The sequence below is a fragment of the Scytonema sp. UIC 10036 genome, from assembly GCF_009725235.1.
In genome coordinates, this window is the sequence record NZ_WJFC01000302.1 from 1 (window position 1) to 12,210 (window position 12,210).

Consider the following 12,210-nt stretch of genomic DNA (forward strand, 5'->3'; position numbering starts at 1 on the left):
CACACAGCCCTTACTCTCGACCGCTCGTACACGTGTATAAGAGACACGCACAACGCAGACAAGGGGGACAAGGGGGACAAGGTAGATCGGGAAGAAAAGTGGGAAACATAAGGAGACAGGATAGAGGATTTTTAATTTGTGACAACAAAGTCATTTAAGAGTCATGAAGATTTAGTGATATTTCAGTTGGCGTTTGAAACAGCTATGAAAATCTTTTGTACCTCAGCAGACTAAAAAACGCTATAGCACTCAAAATGCTTGCAACTTTCGTTTTTCTCTTTTGAATCTTAAACTAATCATGCATCTTACCATTCTCTATCGCGGACCTTTAATGAGTTGCAACTATGGCTGTGAATACTGTCCCTTTGCTAAACGGCAGCAGTCACCAAAAGAATTAGCTGTTGATAAACAAGCATTGGAAAGGTTTACAGATTGGATTGCCCAACATCCACAGAACCGTTTCTCAATTCTGTTCACGCCTTGGGGTGAAGCGCTAATCCATCAGTGGTATCAACAAGCTTTGATAAGGCTAACACAAATGCCTCACGTCAATAAGGCAGCAATTCAAACCAATCTTTCGTGTCAACTCGACTGGGTGGCAAAATGCAACAAGAACCGTCTTGCTTTGTGGGCAACGTTTCATCCAGAATGGGTGTCGCGCCAGCGTTTCCTTGCCAAGTGTCTTGAACTTGATAAGCGGGGTATCCGTTTTAGTACGGGTGTTGTTGGTTTCCCTCAGTTTAAAGATGAGATTGCAGCTCTACGTTATGAGTTACCGCAACACATCTACTTGTGGATTAATGCAGTTAAGCGAGAAATTGGCAATTTATCTAAAGAGGATATGAATTTTTTCAAGTCCATCGATCCGCTTTTTCAGATAAATATTCACCACTACCCCAGTTTTGGTTATGCTTGCCGTGCTGGAAAATCTGTGATTTCTGTTGATGGTGATGGCACTATGCGACGTTGTCACTTTATTAAAGAACCAATTGGAAATATTTACGATCCCAAGTTTGAAGAAGCATTATATGATCGAGCCTGTACCAACGACACTTGTTACTGTCATATCGGTTACGTCCATTTAGAGTATTTAGAACTAGATAAAGTGTTTGGAAATAGTATCTTAGAAAGAATACCTGTTGATTGGGCAAACCCAGACATAGTATAGTATGAAACACAAAATGCAAGGATTCACAATCTGGTTAACTGGGTTGAGTGGTGCGGGGAAAACAACTATTGGTCAAGCTGTAGCACGGGAGTTACAATTCCAAAGTTACAGGGTGACAACCCTTGATGGTGATGTGATGCGCCAAACCCTATGTAGGGATTTAGGTTTTAGCAGAAGCGATCGCCAGGAGAACATTCGGCGGATTGGTTCTCTTGCCCGTACTCTTACATCTCAAGGTGAGATTGTAGTCGTTTGTGCGATCTCCCCTTATCGTCTTCAAAGAGATGCGATGCGGCATTGGATTAAAGATTTTATCGAAGTTTATGTCAATGCGCCTCTTGTGGTGTGTGAGAAACGAGATGTGAAAGGTTTATACAAAAAGGTACGCTCTGGAGAAATCAAAAATTTTACTGGCATCGACGAAACCTATGAAGCACCAATCCATCCAGAAGTTGAATGTCAAACAGATTGTGAAACTCTGGAGAAAAGTGTCACTAAAGTCTTGGCGAAAGTTAAAGAGTTAGGTTATTGCTGATATTAGATTGGGTGAGAGAAAAAAGAATATCTTTTTCCCTTGGTAGCAATGAGTTCAATTATATGCGGAGGAACAGTTATGGCGGAGTATCAAAAAGTGGAATACCGTATTGGAAAAGATGGTAAAATTACGGAAACAGTCATTAATGCTTCTGGTTCTAGCTGTACGACGACGACGTCAGGTATTGAACAAGCTCTGGGAGAGGTAGAAAACCAGGAGCTTTTGCCAGAGTACTACGAGGGTGATGAGAACTTAAGCTCAACGGAAAACCAATCCATCAAGCAAAAAGGTAGTTAAGAATGTTTGTTAGTTTTAATATCATCATTATTCTGCTTGCGAGTCTTTTGGTATTAATGGGAGCGATCGCATTCCTACGCGTTCTTTTTGAAGTCATTTACGCGACTGGAAACCAGCAAGATACCTTTCTTTTGGGATTGATGAAGCGGGAAAACATTCCCAACTGGCAAACTTTGCAGCAGAAAGCAGAAATAAGCAGCACTACCCTTTGGCAACTGAGAGATGGACAAGCGGCTTCTATGAAGTTGGGCGAACTAGCCCAAGTTGCCAAAGCGCTGTCAATACCTTTCAGTGATTTTCTAGAAAAACTGGATGTATTGCCACCACACCCAGAGTTAGAAGCAAGGCGTCAAGAATGCTTGGAACTACAGAAGCAGTTGCAAGTGCTTGCAAAAGAGAAAGATGCACTGCGTCAAGAAGGAATGCGACTGCACGAAGAATTGCAACAGCAAAGGACTGAACTAACACACGAGTTTCGGACTACCACGTTTGAAAAATTACAAACATTACTTTCCAACTACCCCAGCATTTACCAGATGGTAAGTGTGAAACCAGAACTACCAGCCAAAAATGTTCTTTCGATGTTTACTCCTTTAGAGAACCTGATGAAAGAATGGGGTTACGAACAGATTGGCAAACCTTGGGAACAAGTCCCTTACAATCCTCAAATTCATCAACCAGATGCGTCTGACATGACGGAAGGCGAGATGGTTTATATCCGATTTGTAGGTTACAGACATAAAGAAGACATTCTCTGTCCAGCAAAAGTCAGTCGCACTTTGCCTATGGGAGTAGGGAGTAGGGGGTAGGGGTAGGGGTAGGGACAAGGGGGACTAGGGGGACTAGGGGGACTAGGGAGAACAACTAACCACTAACAACTAACCACTAACCAATGACAACCGTAGTAATTGATTTTGGTACGAGTAACACAGTTGTGTGTACAACTGACTTAATTACACAAACACCACGAACCTTGAAATTCGACTTAATTTCACGTCGGTTTGAAGTTGGGGGAGAGCAAGTCAGTGTTGTACCGAGTTTGGTGTTTGTAGAAGGGGAAAATCGCTTACTCTTTGGCGAACAAGTACGAGCTAAGCGTTTGGGATTTGTCCAACCAGAGCGATATTTTCGAGCTTTTAAACGGGAATTAGCTGCAGACTTTGTTCCACCTCCTCGATTGTTGGATGGTAACAACTACAGTGCGGAAGCTGTTTCGGAACTGTTCCTAAGAAACATTTGGCAAATGGTTGAAGAACAATTGCAACCCAGTCATGCTATTTTTACTGTTCCCGTAGGAGCTTTTGAGCGTTATCTCGATTGGTTTCGCGCTTTTGCAGACAAGTTGAGTATTCCTAAAGTACAAATTGTGGATGAGTCTACCGCAGCTGCTCTTGGTTATGCAGTGCAACGCCCCGGTTCTGTGGTGTTGGTGGTAGATTTTGGTGGTGGAACTCTCGATTTAAGTCTTGTAAGAACTGTTAGTGTGACTTCCGAACATCAAGTAGTGCGGGCGGAGGTTCTCGCCAAGTCGGATGCTTTTGTTGGTGGTGTTGATATTGATACATGGATTGTCGAGCATTATCTCAAGCAAATTGCTTCTTCGAGAACTGAGGTGGGAGAAATTGGTTGGCAAAATTTGCTGGAAGTGGCAGAAAAACTAAAAATTAGGCTTTCGACGGCTGATGAAGCAAAGGAAGCTTGGTTTGATGATGAGAATTTTATGTCCCACGAGTTGCAGCTGAATCGGGATGAGTTAGCAGAGATTTTGGAAGCAGAACAGTTATTGGAGGTGTTGCGACAAGCTTTGGATGAAGTTCTTGCGATCGCTCTGACTAAGGGAATCAACAAATCATCTATCGAACAGGTGTTGCTGGTAGGAGGGACTTGTCAGATCCCTGCAGTGCAGCAACTTGTCACTTCTTACTTTGGGCGACAAAAGGTGAAGTTAGACAAGCCATTTGAAGCGGTAGCACATGGTGCATTAGCTTTGAGCAAGATGGTGACTGTTGATGATTATCTGCGCCACAGCTATGCTATTCGGCTTTGGGAACCTCACAGCAAAACTTATTCTTATCTAACATTAATTGAAAAAGGGATGCGCTATCCGGGAGCACGTTCTCAACCTTTGACGCTACAAGTTGCGACACAGGGACAGCGAGAGATACGTCTGGATATCGGGGAAGTTGCAGAGGTGTCACAGGCGGAGGTTATTTATGATGCTAGCGGACGGATGACAAGTATGCATTTGGTGAAGCAAGATACCTATCGTTCTTTGGAAAATCATCACCAACAGGTGTGTGTGGCGCATCTCGATCCACCTGGAGAAACGGGAGTAGACAGGATAGAAGTGCAGTTTGAAGTGAACGAACAACGGGTTTTGGTGGTAACGGTGAAGGATTTGCTGACAAAAAATATATTGGTGGAGAGGGGGGCGATCGCTAAACTTCAATAAACCGCCAAGACGAAGATTCAGTTTGTAACTGCGAGCGCCAAACTTCGGAATTGAGAACACTGGTATTAGTGCAAAGGTAAAAATGCAATGTCACAAAACCTCAATCAACCTAGAAAAGATGGTACAGTTCTTGGTGGCGAAAATCCTCCTCCAGTAGCTGGTGTAGTTTTGGGAGGATTGGAGGGTGTTAAGCACTGTCTCTTGAGTACTGGAGTTTCGTTCCTTGTTGCTTAGTCTAGTCTAAACTCCAGTTTAGTCAATATGTATATTTAGTCCTCGCAAGAACTTACGTGTTTTTTCTAGTATATGATAAAGCTACCTCTTAATTGTTAAGTTTAGTAAATTTTTTAAAAGATATTAGGGTAGGCAATGCCCACCACTAAGACTTTTGTGCGGCATAGCCCTACCCACTAGCATTGTAAAAATCAAATAAGAGTCCCATAGTATATTCAGGCAGCATATAAAACTTAGCCTGGGTGCAAAGCGTTTCTGCCAAAAGATAGAGAGCTTCTGACTACCATAGAGAAAAATCAATAACAATAATAAGAAATTTTACAATTATAAGATTTTCTTAGAGTAAGCATCTATTAATTGTGTAGTTCACTAATTTACTTTTGATGACAATAGAAGATAATCTATTAAGAAGATTAAATAACACTTAAATTTTCAATGCACATTTGCATTTTTGGGAAAACACTCTCCTTACCATAAGGTGACCGATTTTGATTTCCTCTTTCTTAGAGTCCTTTGATGCTTGGGGGTCTATTCAAGTAGGTCATTTTTGGGAGAGAGAAAAGGTAACAGTTGTTATGTGATAACAGCGTTCTATTTTGCTGCAAATTTAAAGGAGATTGAATGGCTTCTTTTCTGCTTGAAAGTGTTTGGTTAATTCCTTGCTATTCTCTTGTTGGCTGTTGTTTAGCCATCTTTTGGTCGCCGGGAATCATTCGGCGTACAGGGCCAAGACCAGCAGGTTATATTAACTTAGTCATGACGTTTTTGTCGTTTGTTCATGCGGCTCTAGCATTTCCAGCAACCTGGAATCAAGTACCGTATGAAGTATCTATACCTTGGCTGAGTACGGCTGGTTTAAATCTCTCTATTGATGTAGCCGTCTCCTCAGCAAGTGTGGGTGCGATAATTGTAATCACTGGCTTAAATTTTTTAGCACAAATTTTTGCCATCGGCTACATGGAGATGGACTGGGGCTGGGCGCGTTTCTATGCTCTACTTGGATTGTTTGAAGCTGGTCTCTGTTCTCTTGTCTTGTGCAACTCTTTGTTCTTCAGTTATGTGATTCTGGAAATCCTGACTCTGGGAACTTACTTATTAGTAGGACTTTGGTTTAGTCAACCTTTAGTTGTGACTGGTGCTAGAGATGCTTTCTTAACCAAGCGGGTAGGAGATTTATTTCTGCTCATGGGGGTTCTGGCAATCTGGTCTGTGGCTGGAACTTGGAATTATACAGATTTAGCTCAGTGGGCAGAGACCGCTGATGTCAACCCTGTGTTCTTGACTTTAACATGTTTGGCACTCATTGCAGGTCCAATGGGTAAGTGCGCTCAGTTCCCCTTGCATTTATGGTTGGATGAAGCAATGGAAGGACCTATTCCCAGTACGATTCTACGGAACTCCGTGGTCGTTGCTAGTGGCGCTTGGGTACTGATTAAGCTGCAACCTGTTTTGAACTTGTCTCCTGTGGTAAGTTCTGTTATGGTGGCGATTGGTGCAGTCACAGCGCTGGGTGGTTCTTTGATTGCGATCGCCCAAATTGATATCAAGCGCTGCTTATCTTACTCCGTCAGTGCTTATATGGGTTTGGTGTTTATTGCTGTAGGAACTCAACAAGATGAAGCAGCATTGTTGTTAGTTCTTACCCATGCCTTAGCCGCAGCGCTTTTAGTCATGAGTACTGGTGCTATTGTCTGGAATAGCATTACTCAAGATGTCACCCTTCTAGGAGGACTTTGGTCGCGCCGTCCGGTATCGGGCATAGCTTATGTAGTCGGAATTTTAGGGTTAATCGGTTTTCCACCTTTAGGCGGTTTTTGGGCATTACTAGAACTCGCTTCCGGATTGTGGGAAACTCAACCTTGGCTTGTAGGAATCATTATATTAGTCAATACCTTAACAGGTTTCAGCTTAACAAGGGAATTCAGTTTAATTTTTGGCGGTAAAACCAAGCAAATGAGCGAACGCTCGCCCGAAGTTGGTTGGCAGATGGCTCTACCCACGATCGTGTTGCTTGGTTTTACTCTCCATTTACCCCTAGTGTTGCAAAGTTTATCACTGCTACCAGATTGGGCAACTCTCAATAAAGATGTTGCACTACTACTTATCTGGTCGAGTATTTTTGGTTGCAGCATTAGTGCCGTCATTTATCTAAGCAACATAATTGCCAAACCTATTCGCTTCCCTGTAAAGATATTACAAGATCTATTAGCATACGATTTTTACACTCCAAAACTGTATCGAGGAAGTATAGTTTTGAGCGTCGATCTCATTTCAAAACTGGCAGACATTATCGACCGTTTTGTGTTTGATGGAATTGTTAACTTAGTTGGTTTAATTTCCATCTTAAGCGGACAAGGTTTGAAATACAGCACATCGGGACAAACACAGTTTTATGCATTTACCGTGTTGTTAGGAGTCGGCGTATTGGGAGCGCTCATGAGTTGGCAATACTGGGGAGTTCATTTGATGAACTTGTTTTTTTAGTAAATAAAACAAAAACACGTCTTTTAGATTGAACTTATCTATGTTGAGTACTTTGATTTGGCTACCTATTTTAGGTGCTGCTGTTATTAGTCTTTTGCCAAGAACTATACCTGCAAGTAATATTCGTTTAACAGCCCTAACGACTTCTGGAATAGTTCTTCTTTGGAATATTTTTCTCCTGCTGAAATTTGATGTTTCCAATTCGGGGTTACAGCTACAGGAATATCTGCCTTGGAATGAAACTCTTGGTTTAAGCTATCAATTAGGAGCTGATGGGCTTTCCATATTGATGCTGATACTAAATAGTTTGCTAACCTGGATTGCTATTTACAGCAGCGAGCAAAAAACAGAACGTCCCCGACTTTTTTATTCCCTTATTTTATTAGTCAGTGGAGGAGTTGCCGGAGCATTTGCAGCACAGAATCTATTGCTTTTCTTCTTGTTCTACGAACTAGAACTCATACCTTTCTATCTGCTGATTTCTATTTGGGGCGGTGAAAAGCGAGCTTATGCTGGCATCAAATTTCTGATTTATACTGCTGTGTCAGGAGCATTAATTCTGGCAACATTCTTAGGTACAGTTTGGCTCACGGGTTCAACTGATTTTAATTACAATACACTCTCAACTCAAACTCTATCTACAGCACTGCAAATCATTCTTCTTTGCGGAATTGTACTAGGATTTGGTATCAAAATTCCTCTTGTTCCCCTACACACTTGGTTACCGGATGCTTACGTTGAAGCTTCAGCCCCCATTGCGATTCTTCTTGGTGGCGTGTTGGCAAAGTTGGGAACTTATGGGGTTTTGCGATTTGGGATGGCGTTGTTTCCTGAAGCTTGGAGTATTCTTGCACCAAGTTTAGCCATTTGGGGGGCAGTCAGTGCTGTATACGGAGCAGTCACTGCTATTGCACAAAAAGACATCAAGCGCATGGTGGCATATAGTTCCATCGGTCACATGGGTTATATATTAGTAGCGGCTGCCGCTAGCACCCCTCTAGCACTGATTGGCGCTATTGCTCAAATGGTGAGTCATGGAATTATCCTGGCGATACTCTTCCATCTGGTGGGAGTTGTGGAAGCTAAGGTTGGAACTCGCGAGTTGGATAAACTGAATGGTTTAATGAGTCCTATGCGGGGTTTACCACTGATAAGCAGCTTACTCATTTTAGGAGGCATGGCAAGCGCTGGCATTCCAGGAATGACAGGATTTATTTCTGAATTTATCGTGTTTCAAGGCAGTTTTTCAGTCTTTCCCATCCCAACACTATTATGTGTTGCCTCCAGTGGTTTAACTGCAGTTTACTTTGTGATTCTGATTAACCGTACCTGTTTTGGCAAACTTGACAACAACTTAGCTTACTATCCCAGAGTTTTATGGTCTGAGAAAATACCTGCCTTTGTCTTGGCAGCGATCATTATCTTTTTGGGAGTACAGCCTAAGTGGTTAGTGCGTTGGAGCGAGCCAACAACAGCAATGGTGACTGCTATTCCTCCTATTGAAAAAGCGATCGCACCTCAACCTCAAGTCGCTCTTAAAGAATGAAGGCATTGGTTAGTTGTTAGTTGTTAGTTGTTAGTTGTTAGTTGTTAGTTGTTAGTTGTTAGTTGTTGGTTTTGATTAGACCAATAACCACTATCTACTAATCACTAATCACTAACCACTAACCACTAACCACTAACCATTAACGATATGTTTAAGGAAGTCAAAAACATGGTACAAACTCCAGATAAAGTTCAAGCGAAGTTACCTCCTTCAACCCATGAATTTGCAGAAATTATTCATCGTTTGGAAGCGGGCGGTGCAATGTTGCCTGACACTCCAGAAAACTTAATGCAAATTATCGGTCTTTACAAAGCTTATGCAGTCCCTATGGACTTCTACTGGCGCGACCTATTATATATTGCCGAACAAGTATTTTTAAACCCTTTTCCCTTTTTTAAATACTTTATTTCTCAGGAGTATTTAGACCGTCACAATCACTACGCTGGTGATGATGCTGAGTTGAGAGTTTGGCGTGGTGAAGCTCATGCTCACCCAGAACTGTTGGCATTTATGGAGAAGGGAGAAACCTTCAAAATGCCAAAGATTTTGCATCATTTATTCCACGATCGCATCAACATGGAGTTTGCCGAAGCGTGTATGAGAGCAATGCTTTGGCATAGAGGAATGGGTGGGAAATTCGATCCTTACTTAGATACTGACGAATACAAAGCTAACGCCGATAGAGCAATTAAAGCTTACTTTAAAGGCAACCCACTCATGTTAGGACTCTACAAACTGTTCCCAGATATGTTTCTCGAACAGTGCCGTCAGATGTCTTACTATGCTAATTTGGGGTTATTCTGGGAAGTCATGGCTCCTGTATTCTTTGAAATGTCAGATTTGTATGACGAAGGAAAAATTACGACTGTCCCAGAGGCAATGAATTTTATCGTAAATGGGATTTTTGCAGTTGCAAATCGTCCGATTTACCATCATGTTTATATTCGTGGTGAATGCTACGAAATCATCCCCAAATCTAAAGGATTTGTATGGCTCTATGAAGCTGCATTACCTTACGTAGAAGCTGTATTTTATCGGACAGCTCCATTCCGAGGTACAAAATCCTACAATGCTCAAGCAAATCAAGTGCCAGAAGACCAAAAAGACTTCCACTATGGAATTCTCTACGCAGACGTTTTTCCAGTAGGTACTGCAGGCATTCCACCAACATTGCTGATGCAAGATATGTTGCACTTCTTACCACAATATCTTGTAGATTACTACCAGCAACATTGCCGGGGAGAGGAGGATATGTTAATTCAGTTGGGAATTAGTTTTCAACGGTCAATGTACTGTGTTACCTCTGCTGTTATTCAAGCATTACGAACTGCACTTTGTCATCCTTTAGATGACCCCGATCCCGAACATTTACAAGCTAATAGAGACTTTTTTGAGACTCAGTTAAATCGCTTCACTCGCCCCGAATACGGTATTCGTAATGCTGCCCGTCTGCGTGATATTCAACGGCAGGATTATCGTTGATATCTTTCCTCTTGAAAAGAGCAGACAAATCTGAAATAGCTTGCAAATCAGGGTTTGATCTGGAGTTTTACCCCACCCTAACCCTCCCCTTTCCAAGGGGAGGGAATTTAATTTCCTGTTTCCCCTGAGAGTTTACATGATTAACCGACGATTGCCATACCATTGACTCAAATCCTGCTCAATTTCTTCAAGGATGGCGATCGCATCCACTATTGATTTTGCATCAACCGCTAAATTAGCAAACACTGACTCAACCCGTTGTTGATAGTTCCGTGGACACAGTGCAAAGCTGTTGGCAACTGCCACCGCGCCTTTCTCATTCAACAAGTACTCTTCATTAAGTGCAAATAATACCTGATTCATACAAGCTACGCTGCGGAAACAACAACCAGCTGCATAGGCAATATCACCCCGTGCAACTGCCTTTTGGGCAATTAACAGTGAAAAACTAATTTCCCAGGCAAAAGTATTAACAGTTGCTTGTTTAAGCTGAATCGGATAGGGAGTTGTCTTAGCCTTTAAAGCGTCTAAAACGCCATCTGGATCGTGAAGTGGCAGACAAAAGGCAACTTCACCCATATAAATAGAGGACACAAAGCCATGAGGATGCCCTGGTTGGTAATCAATCGTGATTTGCCCAGCATGGCAATCACCAATGACACGATTAACCCGATCTACATCACGATAGAGAAAATCTACAGGTACACCTTCTATGTGTAGCCAACCACCGCCATTAATCCATTTCCCCCATTCACCAATTGGGGTAATTAGATTTGCGCGGTGGTTGTCGTCAAGTTCAGAGGCAAGGTGATTTAGAGCAATCAGATCGGGCGGATTCTCTGGCTTGTAATAAATTCCTAGATCCACATCTGACTTCTGTGTATGATTGCCTCGTGCTCTTGAACCACCTAGAGCAATTGCTGCAATTCCCCGAATTGACTGCAAACGATCGACAACGCGGTGAATGAACTGAGGCAATTGCTGATTCATATTGACTCCATAATGGCTAATGGCTAATGGCTAATGGAGAGGTTACTATACCCATCTCCCTACGATAACTCGCACTGTTCCATCTTCCAAGACTTCTTCTTCCTCAAGATTAAAGCCTTGTTCCTGTATCGTCGCTATCAAAGTTTTATGAGCGTATTTTTGGGTTATTGAATTCACAAACTGCTGTTGATTAATATTTGCTCCCCAAAAATCTGCTACTATCTCATAATTTTCTCCATTGCGGCGAAATCCCAAATCGTAGCCATTTGTCTGCCTAATGACATACTCAGCATGAGTGCGATCGCCTCGATATCCGCGTACTGTGGTGTTGCATTCTACTTGGTAACCCAATTCCTGCAACACTTGATGTAAAAATTCACCGTTTTTGATTTGGACTTTAATTGTTGTAAAGTGTGACATGATTATTTGCTAATGGCTAATTGCTAATTGCTAATTGCTAATGGCTAATTGCTAATTGCTAATTGCTAATTGCTAATTGAGGACTGGTTATTTGAGGTTTTGCCTATGGAATTTAGGTAGGCATTGAGTTTAGGAGACAGCTCGTTAAGTATCATAGATAAAGAGTGAGTTTGTTCAGTTGTTAGAAGATTTCGTTTGTAGGCACGTCTTAACCAGCTTATTGTTTCATATAGAGAACCTCTTGCAACTTTTATAAAACGTTTGTTATCTTGAAAATTATACCTTCCTTCTCCTTCTGCTATATTCGCGCTAATGCTATCTGCAGATCTAACAATTTGTTTTCCAATTGTATCTTTATTAAAAGAATCCCACTGAATAACAATTCCCCAAATCTCATCAGCTAATTTCTCCGCTAATTTATAAACTTCTAGTTTCTCAAAGTTAGGTCTTAACACATAACTCCTAGTCTTAAAATTAACAATTAGCCATTAGCAATTAGCCATTAGCAATTAGCCATTAGCCATTAGCAATTAGCCATTAGCAATTAGCTATAAGACATTAGAAATTATCAATTAACAAATGCTTTAAAAACTATAATAGAT

General features: G+C 41.7%; 12 protein-coding genes. 9 read left to right on the plus strand and 3 right to left on the minus strand.

Annotated features, from left to right (window positions below; translation table 11 throughout):
- Nucleotides 1–298 precede the first annotated feature (298 nt).
- The 9 genes from F7734_RS57690 to F7734_RS57730 all read left to right on the plus strand — a co-directional run bounded on the left by F7734_RS57690 (nucleotide 299) and on the right by F7734_RS57730 (nucleotide 10,198).
- Entirely contained in the window at nucleotides 299–1,168 is an 870-nt protein-coding gene (locus tag F7734_RS57690) for an STM4011 family radical SAM protein (RefSeq protein WP_155753124.1), read from the plus strand.
- Nucleotides 1,169–1,181: 13 nt separating this feature from the next.
- Entirely contained in the window at nucleotides 1,182–1,703 is a 522-nt protein-coding gene (cysC, locus tag F7734_RS57695) for an adenylyl-sulfate kinase (RefSeq protein ID WP_347566465.1), read from the plus strand.
- Nucleotides 1,704–1,781: 78 nt separating this feature from the next.
- Nucleotides 1,782–2,000, plus strand: coding sequence for a DUF2997 domain-containing protein (locus tag F7734_RS57700; RefSeq protein WP_155753126.1), 219 nt, complete (start codon nucleotides 1,782–1,784; stop codon nucleotides 1,998–2,000).
- A gap of 2 nt (nucleotides 2,001–2,002) precedes the next feature.
- Nucleotides 2,003–2,809, plus strand: a complete 807-nt coding sequence (locus F7734_RS57705; RefSeq protein ID WP_155753127.1) for a helix-turn-helix domain-containing protein — start codon at nucleotides 2,003–2,005, stop codon at nucleotides 2,807–2,809.
- A gap of 83 nt (nucleotides 2,810–2,892) precedes the next feature.
- Nucleotides 2,893–4,452 carry an Hsp70 family protein gene (locus tag F7734_RS57710; RefSeq protein WP_155753128.1) on the plus strand — a complete coding sequence of 520 codons (1,560 nt, stop codon included), beginning with the start codon at nucleotides 2,893–2,895 and terminating at the stop codon, nucleotides 4,450–4,452.
- 87 nt (nucleotides 4,453–4,539) lie between these two features.
- A complete protein-coding gene (locus F7734_RS57715) occupies nucleotides 4,540–4,686 on the plus strand; it encodes a hypothetical protein (protein ID WP_155753129.1) in 147 nt (48 codons plus the stop codon).
- 621 nt (nucleotides 4,687–5,307) lie between these two features.
- A complete protein-coding gene (locus tag F7734_RS57720; protein ID WP_155753130.1) occupies nucleotides 5,308–7,170 on the plus strand; it encodes an NAD(P)H-quinone oxidoreductase subunit F in 1,863 nt (620 codons plus the stop codon).
- Between the two features lie 40 nt (nucleotides 7,171–7,210).
- Nucleotides 7,211–8,716, plus strand: coding sequence for an NADH-quinone oxidoreductase subunit M (locus F7734_RS57725; protein WP_155753131.1), 1,506 nt, complete (start codon nucleotides 7,211–7,213; stop codon nucleotides 8,714–8,716).
- A 168-nt stretch (nucleotides 8,717–8,884) separates the two neighbouring features.
- Entirely contained in the window at nucleotides 8,885–10,198 is a 1,314-nt protein-coding gene (locus F7734_RS57730) for a CO2 hydration protein (protein ID WP_155753132.1), read from the plus strand.
- A 132-nt stretch (nucleotides 10,199–10,330) separates the two neighbouring features.
- Here F7734_RS57730 and F7734_RS57735 read toward each other — a convergent pair whose 3' ends face one another.
- The 3 genes from F7734_RS57735 to F7734_RS57745 all read right to left on the minus strand — a co-directional run bounded on the left by F7734_RS57735 (nucleotide 10,331) and on the right by F7734_RS57745 (nucleotide 12,063).
- Nucleotides 10,331–11,188, minus strand: coding sequence for a nucleotidyltransferase domain-containing protein (locus F7734_RS57735; RefSeq protein WP_155753133.1), 858 nt, complete (start codon nucleotides 11,186–11,188; stop codon nucleotides 10,331–10,333).
- Between the two features lie 45 nt (nucleotides 11,189–11,233).
- Nucleotides 11,234–11,608, minus strand: a complete 375-nt coding sequence (locus F7734_RS57740) for a DUF1257 domain-containing protein (RefSeq protein WP_155753134.1) — start codon at nucleotides 11,606–11,608, stop codon at nucleotides 11,234–11,236.
- A gap of 65 nt (nucleotides 11,609–11,673) precedes the next feature.
- Nucleotides 11,674–12,063, minus strand: a complete 390-nt coding sequence (locus F7734_RS57745; protein WP_166482795.1) for a four helix bundle protein — start codon at nucleotides 12,061–12,063, stop codon at nucleotides 11,674–11,676.
- Nucleotides 12,064–12,210 lie beyond the last annotated feature (147 nt).